We start from the raw sequence: 19,443 nt of genomic DNA, 5'->3' as shown, positions 1-19,443 counted from the left end.
TACCTTTCATGTTTACAACTTGGCTTACCATACCAGTTCCCATGTGTCCTGCACCTATTATTGCTATTTTGATGCTTTTTCCTTGTACTTCTAATTCTTCAAGTTTTCTGTTTAAGTTATACATTTCAATTCCCCCTGTTTATATGTTTGCTTTTAAGCTTATTTTTTAATTTCAGTTATTCAACTTATTAGACTTTTAATTAAGTTGAATTTTGTAAGTGTATTTTTGATTTATTGTTTAATCTCTTTCTCTTATGATTTAAGTTTATAACAACCTCCCTTAAAATTTAATACATTCTTTTTCCACTTTAAATGGAAAATTCATACTTTATGTTCTATATAAGAACATTTGTAAAAATAAATCTTGTTTTCATTAATTTATACAAAACAAAAAAAGAGACTCGATAATTTAAAATCAAGTCTCCCTTATTTCAACGTTTAATTTATTTTTATACAGTAGTATCATCAACTTCTACCGCTTTATTTTCAACTACTTCATCGACATCTGATTCTTCTGATTTTTCATCCTCTTCAGATTCAACATCCTTATCTCTTTCTCTTATATATTGTATAGCTTGTAATATAACTTCTTCATCAGCAAACTTACTTTCTACCTCATCTAATGTAAGCCCTTTTATATCCTCAATTTCTTGAAATTTAGAAAATACAGTTATACCTTCAAATTTTTCACCATATTTTATTATTTCATCTTCTTCATCAAATGCTAAAAGAACTATTTTACCCTTCTTTGTAAATCCACCTTTTGTTCTTGCTGTAGAAACACCGCCATATTGTCTAACTCTTTTTTGGGCTGCTACATATTTTTTATGAAGATAATATGATGTCCCAAAATTTGCAAGATATAAAAGTACTAAAACTATAATTATTTTCATTTAAACACATCCTTACTCTATTATTTTATTGATATTTTTAATAATGTACTTGTAAAATCAAAAAAAGTTTTACATTTAGCCAATTGATTTATGTATTTTTCATTTTGTCCTAGACTTAAAGCCTCTTCGTATATCTTTACTAATAAATCCGTATTACTATCATCACTAGAAAATGCTATTAACATAATTACTTTTATTTCTACGCCTAAATATTCTATAGGTTTATTCAAAATCCCAATCGATACATATATCTCATCTGATTTATCATTTACTGAATGCGGTAAAAGTAATCCACTATTAAATATAGTTGGATGAGTTTTTTCTCTCTCAAGTATATCTTTTTTAAATTGTTCTCCAACTACTCCATCTTCTATCATAGAATCTATCATCGATTTTAATGCAGCTGAAACTGTCTTTTTATTCAATACATAAAAATGTCTCTCTTGTAAAAACGCACCTATCAATAGGTTCTCCGATAATTTTAAGTCTTTTAAATTTCTACTCAAATTACTATTATTTAAATATATAATTTTTTCTATTTTATTTCTTAACTTATTTTCATCTAAAATAGAATCTATTTTTAATACAGCATTCGAATTTATATCTATATCATTTGTTGTAAATACTAAATCATATTTACTAAAATCAACCTCATCTATCTCAAACATTGAAAATGTGTCTATATTTACATGTTGTCCTATGATTTTTTTTATCCTAATTGTAATTAAATTCGTAGCTCCTAAGCCTGTAGAACATACAATAGCAACATTTTTCAATGTATTAGAAGCTATATTTTTTTCTAAATAACTTCCAAAATGTACTGCTATATATCCTATTTCATCTTCTGGAACAGTTAAATTATAAACATCTTCAATGACATCAGCAGTTATCTTTGCTAAATTATAAGGTAATACGTAATTTTCTTTCATTTCATCTAGTAATAAATTTTTAAGCTTTATTTTAAATAGCAATCTATTTAAAGTAAATTCCAAGTGATATCCTAAGCTATCTCTCAAAGACTGGTCATATATTATAATTCCCATTCTCTCATATATTTCCTTAAAAATTAACTCCATTAAATCTTCAATATTGTTGCGAAGCTTCGGCTTATTTGATACAAATTTAGAAATCGGTGCAGCATTTCCACTTACTAGAGGCAATGTAAGATATAATGTTTCATATTCATTTAAAGCTATATCAAAAATATCTTCAACTATAATTTTTATTTTCTTTGATATATTATACTCATCATATGAACCCAATAAGTCAAAACGTTTATCGTACTCAAATATTTCATTGCCATTTTTTATTCTGCCAACCTGAACCAAAATGTATTTTATTGTTTCTTCAAAAATTTGGTCTGTAGCATAAAAGCTATCTTCTTTAAATAACTTTAGTATTGATTTTTTTAATTTTTCTAATAAATTTTCTTCTACATCTGTGACATACCTTGAATTCGCTAAATCATTTTTTGAATCTTTATATATGTAATTTAGTAAGAGCAATCTTTTATCGAACTCATTTCCTTTTAACCACATTCCAAAATTTTGTTTCTTGATTAAATCTAAATTATACTCATTCAATATTTCCCTAACTGATTTTATATCATTTACTATTGTCGTTCTACCTACTGAAATTTTATCTGCCAATTGATCTATTGTTATTACTTCGTCAAATTCAGTAAAAAAGTCTAGTAGATATAAAATTCTTTCATCCTTTACATTGAAATCAAAAGGAATTTTTCTGTTTTCTTCAAATAAAAGATCAAAAATTTCATCATCTCTTATTTCAAGCTTGTATCCATGACCTTTAACATATATTATTTGCGCTATATCTTCTCCTAAATTATCATTTAATTGCTTTATATATGTTCTAACACTCCTAGTTGTAACCTTTAGTTCTTCAGCCATATAATTTATATTTGCGAATTCTTTATTTTTGCATAAAGTCAAAATTTTAAATTCTTTATAATCAATTGATGGCAACTTTAAACCACTACTCATGCACGGACTCCTCCTTACATTTTTTAGTCTATATTAAATCAAAAAAAAATTTAATACATTATTTTTCCTTTCAGTTTTGAAAATGTTTACCAAGAATTTAACCAAGAACATTTGTAAAAGTGTTTTTTAATATTATTCATTTTTAATTATAATATTTTTTCCTGAATATGTATATTTTTTTTACAAATTATAAAAGAGAGTCATATCGACTCTCCTCTATAATCATATAATAATTTTACATTATATATCTAAAACTATAAATTTCCCATGAATTTACAATGTTTCTTATATAAAATTTAGTTTTTAGGTTTTCCAAATATCATTCTTCCTGCTGGTGTTTGAAGTACTGATGTAACTAATACAGTTATAGTTTGTCCTATATATTTTCTACCTCCATCTACAACTATCATCGTACCATCATCTAAATAAGCTATTCCCTGATTTTGTTCTTTACCTTCTTTTACAACTTGAGCTAACATTTGCTCTCCAGGTATTGCAACTGGTTTTACTGCATTCGCTAATTCATTTATATTTAAGACTTCTACTCCTTGGAATTGAGCTACCTTATTAAGATTAAAATCATTAGTAACTACTTTTCCTCCTATAGTTTGAGCTAATTTTAGAAGTTTACTATCAACCTCTGGTATATCCTCAAAGTCGATGTCACTTATCTCAACATCTATATCAAGTTCTTTTTGAATTGAATTAAGTATATCAAGACCTCTTCTACCTCTAACTCTCTTTAAATCATCAGAAGAATCGGCTATATGTTGCAACTCATTTAAAACAAATCTAGGTATTACTAATTTACCTTCGATAAATCCAGTTTTACATATATCTGATATTCTACCATCAATTATTACACTTGTATCTAATACTTTTGGTGGTATTTGTTTTACTATAATTTCTTTCTTAGCTTGTTTTTCTTTATTTAAAGACGCTGTAAGCTTACTCAATCTATTTATGTTAAATAAATCATCTCTACTTTTTAATGCAATTCTAATACCTAAATATCCCATAAATAGATATACTACTATAGATATTATAGCTGTTATAACTGGTATATTTATAAAAGTACCTATTCCTCCAACTATTAAATAAGCTATGACTAAACCTACTATAAGACCTACTGTTCCTAATAATATATCAGATTGTGGATATTTAGAAATTTCCTTGTCTAATACTTTTACACTATCTCTTATTTTTGAGATTATCCAAGGTCCTATTACGTAGAAAAATACACCAAATATTAATGCTACTACTATTGATATTATATATTTATAATCATTAATTCCCACAAATACATTTGGGAAGCATTTAACTAAGAAAATATATACGGTTGTTCCTAATGCTGCACCTAATAATCCTATTAAAATTCTAATTAACTTACTTATCAAAGTGTCACCCCCTTAAAATTTATATTCCTTTGATTTAAACTTCATAATACCTTTGTGTCACATTATTATATATGACCATTACCTAATACTACTTTTAACTTTATAAGTCCATTTTTAATATATGTTGCTCTTATTTCACCTATTCCCTCAACTTCATCCAGTTCTTCTATTGAGGCCTGTAAAATTTCTTGGAAATTTCCAAAATAATTTACTAAATTTTCTATAATTGATGCTGGTAAACGATGTACTTTATTTAACATCCTATATCCTTTAGTCTGAACTTGTAAATCCATGTCTTCTGAAATTCCATTATAACCTAAAACTCTAGCTATTTTAACTTTATTTAACAAATCTTCTTCAGATAAGTTTCTGATTTTCTTTTGGCATTCATCTAAATCTATATTTTCTCTTTTATAATCTTTTAATAACAAAAGTCTATTTTTTTCAGTTCCACCTATTAATTCTTCCAGCTGCATCCTTACTAGGTATCCTTCTTCACCTAAATTAATCAAATATCCTTCTATTATTTGAGCGACTCTCATAACTCTTTCCATACTTTGAACTACTACTATTACATCGTAAATTGTAACCAAGTCGTTGAATTCTAGTGAATTTAAATTGTAAATGCACGTATCTAAGACATCCTTGTATTTTTGTAAGGTCTGCAAAGCTTGATTCGCCTTAGAAAAAACTTCAGATATTTCTTCAACAACGTACTTTTGATCACCTCTATAAACGGTAATAACATTTCTTCTCTGAGAAATAGATATTACAATAGCTCCAGTTTGTCTGGCTACTCTTTCTGCAGTTCTATGTCTAGTACCTGTTTCTGTTGTTGGTATATTGTAATTTGGTATTAACTGAGTATTTGCTAATAATATTTTTTTAGAATCCTCACTAAGCACTATAGCTCCATCCATTTTAGCTAGTTCATATAAATATGCTGGTGAATAATCAGCATCTATTCTAAATCCACCATCGACAATTTTCATAACCTCTTCATTACAATCAAGTACGATAAGCCCACCTGTCTTTGCTCTCAATACATTTTCTATACCTTTTCTCAGTGGGGTTCCTGGAGATATCATTTTTAAAGCATGTAACAAACCTTCGTTATTAATTATATTATCCATAAGTATTACCCCCTTAGCACTATATTTATTGCTTGTCTAAGATTGTCAACGGGAATTATCTCTATACCTTTTACATCTTTTACTGCTTCGTAATTATTTTTTGGTATTACAATTTTTTTAAAGCCTAGCTTTTTACATTCTGAAATTCTTTTTTCAATATAACTTACAGCTCTTATTTCACCAGTTAAACCAACCTCTCCTGTAACAACAATATCTGATGCTATAGGTATATTTCTAAAGCTTGAGGCTACAGCAATAACTATACCCAAGTCTATTGACGGCTCATTTATTCTTATTCCTCCAACTATATTTATATAGACATCTTGGTTTTGAATTTGTAATCCAATTCTCTTCTCAAGAACAGCTAATAATAGAGCTACCCTATTAAAATCAACACCTGTAGATGTTCTTCTCGCCATACCAAAATTTGTAGGAGCTACTAAAGCCTGCAACTCTAAAAGCATCGGTCTAGTTCCTTCAACTGTCGATATTATGACAGAACCTGATACATCCTTTGGCTTTTCAGAAATCAATACTTGTGAAGGATTTTTAAGCTCAACCAACCCTATATCCTTCATCTCAAATACTCCTAATTCGTTAGTTGAACCAAATCTATTCTTGACAGCTCTGACTAATCTATAAGAGTTATATCTTTCTCCTTCAAAATATAGCACTGTATCTACCATATGCTCCAACAGTTTAGGTCCTGCTAAAGACCCTTCTTTAGTAACATGTCCCACTATAAATGTGGATATTCCCATCTTTTTAGATATTTTCATAAATTTTGATGTTCCTTCTTTAATTTGGCTCACAGTACCAGGAGCTGAGGATATCTCTGGGGAATATACAGTTTGAATTGAGTCTACTATAATCAATTCAGGATTTAATTTTTCTAAATATGCTTCTATTATGCTCAAATTATTTTCAGCGAAAATATATAAATTTTGTGAATTAACACCTAATCTACTGGCTCTCATTTTTATTTGAGATTCAGATTCCTCACCTGATATATATAATACTTTTTTATTAGTATTAGCAACATTGCTAGATACTTGCATTAAAAGTGTAGATTTTCCTATTCCAGGATCTCCTCCTACTAAAACTAAGGATCCCTTTACAATTCCTCCACCTAAAACTCTATCCAATTCATCTATGCTTGTCGTAAATCTTTCTTCCTTTACAGCTACTATAGAATTTATACTAACAGGCTTTGAATTTGATTTATCTATAACAAAAACTTCTTTTTTACTTTTTTTCTCTTCTACTTCTTCTACAAAAGAATTCCATTTCATACATTCTGGGCACTTGCCCATCCATTTACTGGTTTCATAACCACATGACTGACATACGTATTTAGTTCTAATTTTTGCCATTAAATTTATCACCCTTAACATATCATTGTATTATTAGAATAACATATATCTTATTGTAATAATATCAAATATTTCTTACATAATCCTTAAAATTTATAATTTATTTTTAATTTAATATTAATTTAGGGGAGCTTTAACTCCCCTAATAAATAAAGACGTAGGAAATTTTAATCTATTTCACTGTAAATACCATCTTATCATCCTTCGCACTTGCCACAACAGTGTCGCCAGCTTTAATTGCTCTCTGTAAAATCAACTCAGATAATTCGTTTTCTAAATGATTTTGTATTGCTCTTTTTAATGGTCTTGCACCATATTCAAGATCAATACCTTCTTTTGCAATTAAGTCTATAGCATCTGGTTGTAATTCTAAGTCTATTTCTAATTCTTTTAATCTATCTATTAATTGTTTGCACATTAGAACTACGATGCTTGAAATATTTTCTTTAGTCAATGAATGGAATACTACTATGTCGTCTATTCTATTTAGAAACTCTGGTCTAAATTGCTTTTTCAATTCTGTCATAATAGTTTCTTTCATTTTTTCGTATTCATCTTTTTGTATTTCTTTTTCGTCTATAACTCCAAATCCTAGTCTCTTTTGCTTTTTAATTGCAGTTGCTCCGACATTTGAAGTTAATATTATTATACAGTTTTTAAAGTCTACAGTTCTTCCTTTAGAATCTGTAAGTCTACCATCATCTAATATTTGTAATAAAATATTAAATACATCTGGATGCGCTTTTTCAATTTCATCAAATAGTATAACTGAATATGGTTTCTTTCTAACTTGTTCTGTTAATTGTCCTCCCTCGTCATATCCTACATATCCTGGAGGAGAACCTATTAATCTAGATACAGCGTGTTTTTCCATGTATTCAGACATATCGATTCTGATTATTTGATTTTCGTCTCCAAATTGTGCTTCTGCTAGAGCCTTACTTAATTCTGTTTTACCTACACCAGTTGGTCCTAGGAATAAGAAAGAACCTATTGGTTTACTTGGGTCCTTTATACCTGCTCTCGATCTTCTGATAGCTGTAGCTATAGATTTTATAGCCTCTTCTTGTCCTACAACCCTTTTGTGTAGGATATTTTCCATATTTAATAATTTCTCAGCTTCTTCTTCGACTATTTTGTTTACAGGTATTCCAGTCCACATAGATACAATATCTGCTATTACTTCTGCAGTAACTGTATTTTTAGTCTTTGTCGAGTTATTCCATTTTTCTCTAATTTGCTTTAATTCTTCCTTTAGTCTTCTTTGTTCATCTCTGACCTTAGCTGCCTTTTCGAAGTTTTGGCATCTAACAGCCTCTTCTTTTTCGTTGTTTATACTTTCTATTCTATCTTCTAATTCTTTTATTTCCTCTGGCGGAGTACTTTCTCTCAATCTAACCTTTGAGCCTGCTTCATCGATTAAGTCTATAGCCTTATCTGGTAAAAATCTATCTGTTATATATCTAACTGATAAATCAACTGCAGCTTCTATAGCTTCATCTGTTATTTTTACCTTATGATGAGCTTCATATCTGTCTCTAAGTATTTCAAGTATTTTTATTGTACTTTCTTTAGTAGGTTCTTCAACTAAAACTGGTTGAAATCTACGTTCTAATGCCGCATCCTTTTCTATATGCTTTCTGTATTCATCAATAGTAGTTGCTCCTATTATTTGCATTTCTCCTCTTGCTAATACAGGTTTTAAAATATTTGATGCATCTATTGAACCTTCCCCTGTAGATCCAGCTCCTACAATTGTATGTAATTCATCTATAAATAAAACTATATTTTCTCTTTTCTTAACCTCATCTATTACTTGTTTTACTCTCTCTTCAAATTCACCTCTATACTTAGCTCCTGCTAATAAGCTTCCCATGTCTAAAGTATACAGTGACTTACCCTTCAAAGTATCTGGTACTCTACCTTTAGAAATATTTATAGCCAACCCTTCTGCTACAGAAGTTTTACCAACACCGGGATCTCCTATAAGCACAGGATTATTTTTTGTTCTTCTACTTAAAATTTGAATTACTCTTTGTATTTCTTTTTCTCTACAAATAACGGGATCTATTTTTCCTTTTTTAGCTTCTTCTGTTAGATTCACACCGTATTTATCTAAAAGCTTTGATGTTGAAGCTTCTTCTCTGTTTGTATCATTTGGTCTTGCTGGTTCCACTGAATAATTTTCAACTCCCATCATTTTCATAATTGATTCTACTAATTCCCTTTGGTCTACACCTAAATTACTAAGTAGATTTATTCCCAAACCTTCTCCTTCTTGAGCTATTGCAAGAAGTATATGTTCAGTTCCTATGTAATTTGTATTTAATTTATTAGCGAAAACAGCTGCTTTCTCTAAAATTTGTTTTGAGCGTGGACTTAGAGGAATATCGCCTTCAACTGGATCATTCCTACCTTCTACTTCTATTAATTTATTTTCAAAAGTTTTTTCATCTATACCTAAATTTTTAAGTACTCTCGCTGCAATCCCATATCTTTCCTTTAAAAGTCCGACTATTAAGTGCTCTGTTCCTACTACTCTATGTCCTAAGCTTTTCGCACAACTCTTACCTAGATTTATGGAAGCCTTGGCACCTTGAGTAAATCTATTGAAGTACATATCAATCCCTCCTATCAATTCTATACAGATAAATCATCTATATAGATATAGAAATAATATTATTTACTATTTCTATTAGCTAGACTAAATTCCCTTCTAATATAAGATGCTCTTTTTATTTTCTCTTCGTCATCGTATGCGCTTATAACTTTTAAATAAGGTTGTCTTCCTGTCATTAATTTTTTTATTTTTTCTAAACTTACATCCTCTATATAACCCATTTCTATTCCAAGCTTTACACTAGATAAACATCTCATAAGCTCTGTATTAGTGATAACTCTAGCACTTGATAATATAGCTAAAGATCTAAAAACATCATCTTCTAAGTCTATTTTTCTTACGTTTTTTAATACTTCTCTTCCTTCGTATTCTCTCTTAGATAAATCCTTTGATATACTCTCTACACTTTGTATAATATTTTCTTCAGATCTTCCAAGTGTTATACTGTTAGATACTTGGTATAAGCTACCTAATATTGATTTTGTCTTGCCATATACTCCTTTAAAATTAATACCTATTTTATGTGCTATTTTGTAGTATTCATCTACTTGCTTTAGTATTTGTATGGCTGGTATATGCACTGTATTAGTCACTTTAAGCCCTGTACCAACATTGACAGGGCATGTTGTCAAGTATCCTAAATCTTTATCAAATGCATATTCTAAATGTGACTCTAATTCATCATCAATTTCATTCGCTATGTCGTATAGCTCTTTAATACCATTATATCCAACTACTTGAATTTTTATATGATCTAGTCCATTTATTAATATACATATTGTCTTATCGTAATTAACAAGTACAGCACTATTTTCACTTGCTAAAAAATCACCATCTACAAGCTCTCTCTCTAAAAGTGAATCGATTTCAATTTGGCTTAACTCTCTTGTTTTATTTAAAATAAGATCATATTTAGAACTAGATAAAATATTATTTACTTTTTCTATTATAATATCAGCCTCTCTGCTAGATAACTTATGTGGAAATGAGTAACCATTTAAATTTCTCGATATATCTACTTTTGACTTTATTACTACACTTTGTTCCATATAAATTCCTCCTACATATCTACATATTATTAGCTTCTAGTTCTAGTATTTCATCTCTAAGCTTAGCTGCTTGTTCATATTCTTCTTCTTGAATAGCTATATTTAATTGTTCCTTTAAATGCTCTACAGCTCTAATTACTTGAACATCTTTAAATTCATTTTTAGGGAATTTTCCTATATGTTCTGAATATCCGTAAATACCTTCAATTATAGGCTTCAATTGTTTTTCAAAAGTAGAATAGCATTTACTGCAACCTAATTTTCCAGTCTTTTTATAATCTTCAAATGATGTATTGCAGACACTACATTTAATATCTACCTTTTGATTTTCATTAGCTTCACTACTACCTTCTACTTGTTGTCCTTCTCCTAAATGCTCTTGTTCAATCATTCCTTTAAGTTGACCATTAATTTCCATTTCTTTTAAACCTTCAATCAATTCATTTACTGCCTCTTCATCGAAAGACATATTTGATAAAATGTCATTTATAGGAAAAGGAATTTGCATATTTGAGTTCATACTATCATGAAATTCTTTTGCACAATCTGTACATAAATACATTTGACTATTTTGCCCATTTACAATTGTACTTATAAAAACAGTAGCTACTTTTTTATTACATTTTTGACACAACATATTATCCCTCCTCATAAATAAAATAGCAATTCTATAATATTTCTCGATAGTTTTGATTTTAAATTTTATCTCATATTGGAAAATATATAGATTTATTTATAGCATATAATATTATTATTCCCATTTTTTTGTTAATTCAACTCAAAATAATTTATTTAATACCATTATAATATAAAAAAATGTATTATTTATTACATATATATACTATGTTTTTTTAGATATTTTATTATTTATAAAACTAGTGGTATGCTTTTTGACTATTATTTATAATTATATACTTTTTTATATTTATACACAACAAAAAGGAACCTATGCAGAATAAACCTGCATAAGTTCCCCCTATATACATTTTTTAATATTAGTCTTCTTTAGCTTCTTCAATTATTTTCTTAGCTATTTGAGATGGTACTTCTTCGTATTTTTCTAATTCCATTTCAAATTGACCTCTACCTTGAGTCATAGCTCTTAGGTCTATAGCATATTTAAATGTTTCACTTTGAGGTGCTTCAGCAAATATAATTTGTTTTCCTTTGTTATCAGGTTCCATACCTAATATTTTACCTCTTCTCTTATTGATATCACCCATAACATCTCCCATATATTCTTCTGGAACTGTTATTTTTAAGCTCATTATAGGTTCAAGTAATATTGGTTTAGCTTCTTGCATACCTTTTTTGAATGCTATAGAAGCAGCAGTCTTGAATGCCATTTCAGAAGAGTCTACATCATGGTAAGAACCATCGTATAATACTGCTTTGATATTTGTAACTGGATATCCTGCTAATATACCTTTTTGCATAGAATCTCTTAAACCTTTTTCTACTGCTGGTATATATGATTTTGGAACAGATCCACCAAATATTTCTTCTGCGAATTCAAAGTCTTCTGTAGATCTAGAGAATCTTATATGAACATCACCGTATTGTCCACGACCACCAGATTGTTTCTTATGTTTACCTTGAACATCTGAGCTTCCTTTGATAGTTTCTCTATATGCAACCTTGATATCTTCTAGATCAAAGTCTACACCATATTTTTCTTTAATTTGTTTCTTAATAGTATTTATGTGTAATTCACCTTGTCCACCAACAAGAGTTTGTTTTGTTTCAGCATTTCTATACCAATGTATAGTTGGGTCTTCTTCTGCAACTTTATTTAAGCAAGAAGCGATTTTTTCTTCTTCACCTTTATTCTTAGGCACAACTGAATAGTAAATTTGTGGTTTAGGGAATTCAATTGGATCTAGTGGTATAGCATCAGGTTTAGCTGCTATAGTATCTCCTGTTTTTAATGAAGCGACCTTAGTTACAGCAACTATATCACCAGCTTTAGCTTCTTCAAGTTCTTCTAAGTTACCATTTACTACTGTATATATGTTAGATAATTTTTCTTTTTTATCTTGAGTTATATCTATAACTTCCATGTCTTTCTTTAAAGTACCTTCTATAATCTTGATATAAGATGTTTTTCCTGTGAATGGGTCCATCATAGTTTTAAATACTTGTCCTCTGAATGGAGCTTCACTGTCTATATGACCTGGATAGATATATGATTCTAATGTTTCTAATATTTCTTTTGTACCTATGTTATTAATAGTTGAACCACATATAACTGGGATTATATCCCCTCTCTTTATACCTATTGTGATTCCTTTTTGAAGTTCTTCTTCAGTAAATTCTTCACCACTGAAATATTTATCTAAATAAGCATCGTCAGCTTCTGCAACAAGTTCCATTAAACCTTCTTTTATAGCTAAAACTTGATTAGTAAAGTCACCATCAAATGCTTCTTGTAAATTATCTAATATGTTATGTAATTTAACAAATTGTTTATCTTTGTATTCAGGTATTATCATTGGCACTATTTTTTTATCGTATTTTTCTCTTAGCATGTCTATTGCATCTTTATATCTAGCCTTTTCGTTATCAATTTTATTGATAAACATTATTTTAGGCATATTTTCAGTCATTTCTAGTGATTTTTCGATACCTACTTGTATAGGAGATGTAGCATCTATTACTATAACAGCTGCTGCACAAGCTTTTAGAGATGAAATTACTTCTCCACAGAAATCGAAGTATCCAGGAGTATCTAATAAATTATATTTGATACCATTGTATTCTACTGGAACTAGACCCATACTGTAAGTCATGTTTGTTTTATCACTTAGTTGTGGTATTTTCTTTTTAAGATTAGCTGTATATGCGATTGCTTCTATTAAATTAGTTTTCCCACAACCACTATGACCTAAAATCGCAATATTTCTTAAATTGTTACTATCATACACTTTCATAAGAGCACCTACCTTTGTTTGTTTTAAAAATTTAAGTCGTATTTCCTTAATATTTTTATTTCTATATTTTTATATCTTAATTTAATAAACAATACTTTTTTATTACATTATATCCCATAACAAAAAATATTATTTACTTTATAGTTAAATATATTTCTACATATAAGTATAATTTTCCTTTTTTATTTCTAAATTTTTTACTGTAATTTCAATATTATTATTATTTTATTGTATACTGAATTTAATATACTACGAACATTAGATTTCAAATAAATATAATTATATTTATTATTTTTCTATATAAAAAAAAAGGAACCTCGCAAAATTAATTTGCAAAATTCCTTTTTGAAAATAATTTATTTTTATGCTTCTTCTACAGCTTCCATAGTCATTAATAATTGTTTATCAGTAACCATGTCTCCTTCTTTAACTTCTATTGAAGATATCTTACCTACAACCTTAGCAACTATGTTAGTTTCCATCTTCATAGCTTCTATTACTATTAATGGTTGGTTTTCTTCTACTACATCGCCTTTTTTAACAAGAGTTTTAACAACTTTACCTGGAATAGCTGCCCCTATTTGTAGTGGATCATCCATATCAGCAAGTTCAACTTGTTTTATTAGACCTGAGTAGTTGTTGTCTTTTATTTCAACTTCTCTTAGAGAACCATTCATTCTGAATACTACTGTTCTATATCCATTTTCTTTGACATCGCCTATACCTATTAATCTTATAGAAAGTGATTTACCATCTTCTATTTCAACATCACATTCTTCACCTTGATCTAATCCATAGAAGAATACATGACTTTCTAATTTAGATATATCGTTGTATTCTTGAAGATGTCTTAGGTAATCTTCATAAACTTTTGGATATAATTCATAACTTAATATATTTCTTATGTTAGAATCCATAGAGAATTTTTCATCTAAGTATTTCTTATCTGCTTCAAAATCAGCAAGTGGCATTAATTTACCTGGTCTTTCAGTTATAGGAGCTTCTCCCTTTAATACAACTTCTTGTATATCTTGAGGTATTCCACCAACTGGTTGTCCTATCATACCTTTACAGTAATCAACTACTGAGTCTGGGAATGATAATTTCTTACCTTCTTCTATTATGTTTTCTTCAGTTAATCCATTCTTAGTCATGAATATTGCTAAGTCACCAACAACCTTAGAAGATGGTGTAACCTTGATTATGTCTCCTAATATCTTATTAGCTTTTTGGTAGTTATCTTTTACCTGATCAAATGAATCAGCTAATCCTAAACTATCAGCTTGAGCTTTAAGGTTAGAATATTGTCCTCCTGGCATTTCATATTGGTATATTTGTGCGAAAGAACTTGTTAATCCACTTTCAAATTTCTTATAAACTTCTCTTAAATCATAGTAGTAATCGCCTATTTGTTCATATCCATATAAGTCTATCTTTGTATCTCTTTCATCAAATCTTAAAGCTTCTACTACTGCATTTAATGATGGTTGACTTGTAAGTCCTGCCATTGATTGTAAAGCTGTATCTACTATATCTACACCAGCTTTAGATGCCATTAAGCAAGTTGCAACACCATTACCACTAGTATCATGAGTATGTAAGTGTATAGGAACATTTACATTGTCTTTTAATGCTTTTATTAAGCTGTAAGCTGCATGTGGTTTTAATAAGCCAGCCATGTCTTTTATACAGATTATATCTGTTCCTAATGATTCTAATTCTTGAGCCATATTTATGTAATATTCAAGATTATATTTAGATTTAGCAGGGTCTAGTATATCTCCTGTATAACACATAGTAGCTTCTACTATTTTTCCTGTTTCTAGACCAGCATCTATTGATAATTTCATATTTTCAACCCAGTTAAGTGAGTCAAATATTCTTATTACATCTATACCTTGTTCTGCTGCTTCTTTTATAAATGTAGTTATTACATTATCTGGGTAATTAGTATAACCAACACCATTAGAAGCTCTGAATAACATTTGGAATAAGATGTCTGGTATTTCTTTTCTTAATTTTTGTAATCTTATCCATGGTGATTCATTTAAGAATCTATATGCAACATCATATGTAGCTCCACCCCACATTTCTAGTGAGAATAAATCCTTCATATATGCTTCAGTAGCAGGTGCTGCTTGTAAGAAGTCATAAGTTCTGAATCTTGTAGCTACTAGAGATTGATGTGCATCCCTCATAGATGTATCTGTTAATAATAATTTCTTTTCATTTTTTATTTTTTCTATGTATGCTTTTTTACCTAATCTTTGTAATTGTTGTCTACTTCCTTCAATGTCAGGTATATCAGTTCTTATAATTGGTTTATGTGGTGTAGTAAACACTGGTTTTTGTTGACAGTGATTTTCGTTTACTGTTACATCACCTATAAATTGAAGTAATTTTGTAGCTCTATTTTTACTTTCTCTTATATTGAATAATTCTGGATGTTCATCTATAAATTTAGTACTACATTTTCCTTCTTGGAATTCAGGACTTTCTAGAACATTAATTAAGAATCCTGCATTAGTTTTTACACCTCTTATTCTTAATTCTCTTATAGATCTTAACATCTTATTTATTGCTTTTTTGAAAGTTCTATCCCAAGAAATTGTCTTAACTAATAAACTATCGTAATATGGGCTTATGTCAAATCCTGCACAACCATTACCACCGTCAAGTCTTATACCATTACCTGATCCAGTTCTATAAACTTGGATTTTACCTGTATCAGGCATGAAGTTATTTTTAGGATCTTCAGTTGTGATTCTACATTGGATTGAATATCCTCTTGCTTTTACGTCTTCTTGAGATTTTATATCTATTTCTTCACTATCTAAAGTGTATCCTTCTGCTATTAATATTTGGCTTTGAACTATATCTATACCAGTTATTTCTTCTGTTACAGTATGTTCAACTTGAACTCTGGGGTTCATTTCTATGAAATAATGATTTCCATCTGCATCAACTAAGAATTCTAAAGTACCTGCATTTACATATCCAACGCCTTTAGCTATTCTAACAGCATCTTCACATATACTTTCTCTTACTTTTGGGTCTAGAGAAAATGCTGGAGCATATTCAATTATTTTTTGGTGTCTTCTTTGTACTGAACAGTCTCTTTCGTATAGATGTACTATATTGCCTTCTTGATCTCCTAATATTTGTACTTCTATGTGTTTTGGGTCTACTATATATTTTTCTATGAATATTACAGCTTTACCAAAAGCTTTTTCTGATTCACTACAGGCAGTTTCGTATTCAAGAGCTAAGTCTTTTTCGTTGTAAACAACTCTCATACCTCTACCGCCGCCACCATTAGATGCTTTAACCATTACTGGATATCCAACGTAGTTAGCTACTTCTTTAGCTTCTTCTACTGATTCTATAACTTTATCAACACCTGGTATAGTAGGAACTCCAACAGAATGTGCAACTTTTTTAGAATTTATTTTGTCACCCATTTTATCCATTATCTCAGCTGAAGGACCTATAAAAGCTATTCCGTTTTCTTCACATTTACGTACAAATTCTGAGTTTTCAGCTAAAAATCCATAACCAGGATGTATTGCATCTACATTTTTTTCTTTTGCTAATGCTATAATTCCATCCATATCTAGATATACATCAATTGGACTCTTATCTTCACCTATTAAGTAAGATTCATCCGCTTTTGTTCTAAATAAGCTATATTTATCTTCTTTACTGTATATCCCAACACTTTTTATTCCTAGTTCAGCGCATGCTCTAAATATTCTTATCGCAATTTCGCCTCTGTTTGCAACTAGTATTTTCTTAAACTTCTTTTGCATTTTATCCCCCCCGTGTTCATTTTCATCGTAATATTTAAGATTATAAATCAATTCAATTTAATTTTAAACCAGTTTTAACAAGTTTCTTAATTAATAATAGAATTTCTTTCAATATATAATTTAATTTATGTATTTTGAAAAAACACTATATTTAATTTAAGTGAACTTAGAATATTTTTTTACAATTAATATTAAAATATTTCTATTTATATGAATAAAATCATTATTTTAATTATAAATGTACATAAATCAAATATTTTTTTGTCAAAACGCCACTATTAGTAAAGTATTGTTTTAATAAATCTATCTATTATATTTTATTAAATTATTTTTACATAATATAACAATATTCTTGATGATAAATTATTTTCATTCAATATTAAAATAAATCTACCTATTATACTTTAATTAAAATATTTATTATTTTCTAATTTTCTCAAAAATTTAATGTCAACATTTTATTAATTACTAATAGCGTGCAATATTACAATGTCATAAACACATTTTAATTATTTATTATTTCTATATTATTAATCTGTTTCAGATAATAATCTTTTTACAACATCTGAAAGTTTTAATACCCCTAAATCAGTATGAGCTATAGCTATTACAGTTTTTATTTTATTTTCGCTCATATCCCATTTATAAGATCTTGCATTCATTATTGAATACATAGGCATCATTTCTTCTAATTCGATAGCTTTTTCTTCTGCTATTTGCATATACTCTTCAAATAGATCATCCATTTCCATATCCTGCAAATCATATTCTTCTTCGATTTCTTTTTTTATTAAATCGACATCTAACGTCAATAGATAAGCTAAAACATCTTCCCTTTTAGTTGCTTTACACATATCTTTTTCAACTTTGAAATCGCTATTTTTTTCTATTAAATATTTTATTTCATCACTATCAATTATTTGCTCATCAAATATTATATACAAATTCGTTTTATGTCAGAAATGCTTATATTTATGAAAGTGTTATTGTATTCAATATACACCTTTAATATATATTAATTTTCTGACTTCTCCTTTCTCAATATATTTAAATGCTATCAACGGTACTATTGTAATTCCAATAATACCATTATATATTATATTACTAAAAAAGTCTTAATTTTAAAATTTATTAATAATTCAATTTTTTTCTATAAATAATACCCCGCAAATATATATTATAGAAATATTATTTACATAAAACTAATATATATTTATAATAATGTCCATTAAAAATAAGTAAAATAACATTATATACAAAAAAACCTTTAGCGATTTAATCACTAAAGGTTTACTGGTGGGACCAACAGGGCTCGAACCTGTGACCCCCTGCTTGTAAGGCAGGTGCTCTCCCAGCTGAGCTATGATCCCTCAATGGTTGTTTATAATATGGTGCGCCCAAAGGGACTCGAACCCCCAACCTTCTGATTCGTAGTCAGACACTCTATCCAGTTGAGCTATAGGCGCTTGTCTGGAGGCGACACCCAGATTCGAACTGGGGATGAAGGAGTTGCAGTCCTCTACCTTAGCCACTTGGTCATGTCGCCATATTGGTGACCCATCGGAGATTCGAACTCCGGACACCTTGATTAAAAGTCAAGTGCTCTACCGACTGAGCTAATGAGTCATATTTTATTTGGGGTGGATAATGAGATTCGAACTCACGGCCTCCAGAGCCACAATCTGGCGCTCTAACCAGCTGAGCTATATCCACCATATTATTTTGGTCGAGGTGAAGGGACTCGAACCCCCGGCCCCATGGTCCCAAACCAAGTGCGCTACCAAACTGCGCTACACCTCGATCTTTTAATTAATGTGGTGGGCCATCAGGGACTCGAACCCCGGGCCTACCGGTTATGAGCCGGGCGCTCTAACCAACTGAGCTAATGGCCCACATTAATTGGTAGCGGTAACAGGAGTCGAACCTGTGACCTTTCGGGTATGAACCGAACGCTCTAGCCAACTAAGCTATACCGCCGCAATTTTTTTTGGTGCCTAGAGGCGGAATCGAACCACCGACACGGGGATTTTCAGTCCCCTGCTCTACCGACTGAGCTATCTAGGCATTTGGCGGAGAGGGTGGGATTCGAACCCACGGTGCCGTTAAGCATCACTGGTTTTCAAGACCAGCTCCTTAAACCACTCGGACACCTCTCCATATTGGTGACCCATCGGAGATTCGAACTCCGGACACCTTGATTAAAAGTCAAGTGCTCTACCGACTGAGCTAATGAGTC

Annotated in this window: 11 protein-coding genes and 11 tRNA genes; all 22 read right to left on the bottom strand. The window is 29.7% G+C overall.

Annotated features, from left to right (window positions below; translation table 11 throughout):
- Nucleotides 1-449 precede the first annotated feature (449 nt).
- Complete coding sequence (locus MR593_RS04810) at nucleotides 450-893, bottom strand: transcriptional regulator GutM (RefSeq protein WP_290690308.1); 444 nt, start codon at nucleotides 891-893, stop codon at nucleotides 450-452.
- A 20-nt stretch (nucleotides 894-913) separates the two neighbouring features.
- A complete protein-coding gene (locus MR593_RS04805) occupies nucleotides 914-2,896 on the bottom strand; it encodes a BglG family transcription antiterminator (RefSeq protein WP_290690306.1) in 1,983 nt (660 codons plus the stop codon).
- Nucleotides 2,897-3,192: 296 nt separating this feature from the next.
- Nucleotides 3,193-4,293: a PIN/TRAM domain-containing protein gene (locus MR593_RS04800; RefSeq protein WP_290690304.1), complete on the bottom strand. Its 1,101-nt coding sequence runs from the start codon at nucleotides 4,291-4,293 to the stop codon at nucleotides 3,193-3,195.
- A gap of 65 nt (nucleotides 4,294-4,358) precedes the next feature.
- Complete coding sequence (gene disA, locus MR593_RS04795) at nucleotides 4,359-5,426, bottom strand: DNA integrity scanning diadenylate cyclase DisA (protein ID WP_290690301.1); 1,068 nt, start codon at nucleotides 5,424-5,426, stop codon at nucleotides 4,359-4,361.
- Nucleotides 5,427-5,431: 5 nt separating this feature from the next.
- Nucleotides 5,432-6,799, bottom strand: coding sequence for a DNA repair protein RadA (gene radA, locus MR593_RS04790; RefSeq protein ID WP_290690299.1), 1,368 nt, complete (start codon nucleotides 6,797-6,799; stop codon nucleotides 5,432-5,434).
- 172 nt (nucleotides 6,800-6,971) lie between these two features.
- A complete protein-coding gene (locus tag MR593_RS04785) occupies nucleotides 6,972-9,419 on the bottom strand; it encodes an ATP-dependent Clp protease ATP-binding subunit (RefSeq protein WP_290690296.1) in 2,448 nt (815 codons plus the stop codon).
- A gap of 59 nt (nucleotides 9,420-9,478) precedes the next feature.
- Nucleotides 9,479-10,468 (bottom strand): hypothetical protein, encoded by a 990-nt coding sequence (locus MR593_RS04780; protein ID WP_290690294.1) that lies wholly within the window; start codon nucleotides 10,466-10,468, stop codon nucleotides 9,479-9,481.
- A gap of 19 nt (nucleotides 10,469-10,487) precedes the next feature.
- Nucleotides 10,488-11,105: a UvrB/UvrC motif-containing protein gene (locus MR593_RS04775; protein ID WP_290690291.1), complete on the bottom strand. Its 618-nt coding sequence runs from the start codon at nucleotides 11,103-11,105 to the stop codon at nucleotides 10,488-10,490.
- 358 nt (nucleotides 11,106-11,463) lie between these two features.
- Entirely contained in the window at nucleotides 11,464-13,398 is a 1,935-nt protein-coding gene (locus MR593_RS04770) for an elongation factor G (protein ID WP_290690288.1), read from the bottom strand.
- Nucleotides 13,399-13,760: 362 nt separating this feature from the next.
- Nucleotides 13,761-17,207 carry a pyruvate carboxylase gene (locus tag MR593_RS04765; protein WP_290690285.1) on the bottom strand — a complete coding sequence of 1,149 codons (3,447 nt, stop codon included), beginning with the start codon at nucleotides 17,205-17,207 and terminating at the stop codon, nucleotides 13,761-13,763.
- Between the two features lie 530 nt (nucleotides 17,208-17,737).
- The gene (locus tag MR593_RS04760; protein WP_290690283.1) at nucleotides 17,738-18,151 is read right to left on the bottom strand and encodes a hypothetical protein; all 414 of its coding nucleotides are present in this window, start codon (nucleotides 18,149-18,151) and stop codon (nucleotides 17,738-17,740) included.
- 350 nt (nucleotides 18,152-18,501) lie between these two features.
- A tRNA-Val gene (locus tag MR593_RS04755) sits at nucleotides 18,502-18,577 on the bottom strand.
- A gap of 19 nt (nucleotides 18,578-18,596) precedes the next feature.
- Nucleotides 18,597-18,673: transfer RNA gene (locus tag MR593_RS04750), tRNA-Arg, on the bottom strand.
- Nucleotides 18,674-18,678: 5 nt separating this feature from the next.
- Nucleotides 18,679-18,753 (bottom strand) — tRNA-Cys (locus MR593_RS04745).
- Between the two features lie 4 nt (nucleotides 18,754-18,757).
- A tRNA-Lys gene (locus MR593_RS04740) sits at nucleotides 18,758-18,833 on the bottom strand.
- Nucleotides 18,834-18,843: 10 nt separating this feature from the next.
- Nucleotides 18,844-18,920, bottom strand: a tRNA-His gene (locus MR593_RS04735).
- Between the two features lie 10 nt (nucleotides 18,921-18,930).
- Nucleotides 18,931-19,007: transfer RNA gene (locus MR593_RS04730), tRNA-Pro, on the bottom strand.
- A gap of 15 nt (nucleotides 19,008-19,022) precedes the next feature.
- Nucleotides 19,023-19,099, bottom strand: a tRNA-Ile gene (locus MR593_RS04725).
- A gap of 8 nt (nucleotides 19,100-19,107) precedes the next feature.
- Nucleotides 19,108-19,184: transfer RNA gene (locus tag MR593_RS04720), tRNA-Met, on the bottom strand.
- An 11-nt stretch (nucleotides 19,185-19,195) separates the two neighbouring features.
- Nucleotides 19,196-19,271: transfer RNA gene (locus MR593_RS04715), tRNA-Phe, on the bottom strand.
- A 3-nt stretch (nucleotides 19,272-19,274) separates the two neighbouring features.
- Nucleotides 19,275-19,363: transfer RNA gene (locus MR593_RS04710), tRNA-Ser, on the bottom strand.
- Nucleotides 19,364-19,367: 4 nt separating this feature from the next.
- Nucleotides 19,368-19,443: transfer RNA gene (locus MR593_RS04705), tRNA-Lys, on the bottom strand.

The organism is Intestinibacter sp. (genome assembly GCF_022780145.1).
Lineage (GTDB): Bacteria > Bacillota > Clostridia > Peptostreptococcales > Peptostreptococcaceae > Intestinibacter.
The sequence above is the reverse complement of the archived record's forward strand: the minus strand, read 5'-3'. Positions and strand labels throughout refer to the sequence as shown.

Coding starts and splice junctions, on each gene's coding strand:
- MR593_RS04810 (WP_290690308.1), bottom strand. CDS start 893: ATGAAAATAATTATAGTTTTAGTACTTTTATATCTTGCAAATTTTGGG.
- MR593_RS04805 (WP_290690306.1), bottom strand. CDS start 2,896: ATGAGTAGTGGTTTAAAGTTGCCATCAATTGATTATAAAGAATTTAAA.
- disA (WP_290690301.1), bottom strand. CDS start 5,426: ATGGATAATATAATTAATAACGAAGGTTTGTTACATGCTTTAAAAATG.
- radA (WP_290690299.1), bottom strand. CDS start 6,799: ATGGCAAAAATTAGAACTAAATACGTATGTCAGTCATGTGGTTATGAA.
- MR593_RS04785 (WP_290690296.1), bottom strand. CDS start 9,419: ATGTACTTCAATAGATTTACTCAAGGTGCCAAGGCTTCCATAAATCTA.
- MR593_RS04780 (WP_290690294.1), bottom strand. CDS start 10,468: ATGGAACAAAGTGTAGTAATAAAGTCAAAAGTAGATATATCGAGAAAT.
- MR593_RS04775 (WP_290690291.1), bottom strand. CDS start 11,105: ATGTTGTGTCAAAAATGTAATAAAAAAGTAGCTACTGTTTTTATAAGT.
- MR593_RS04770 (WP_290690288.1), bottom strand. CDS start 13,398: ATGAAAGTGTATGATAGTAACAATTTAAGAAATATTGCGATTTTAGGT.
- MR593_RS04765 (WP_290690285.1), bottom strand. CDS start 17,207: ATGCAAAAGAAGTTTAAGAAAATACTAGTTGCAAACAGAGGCGAAATT.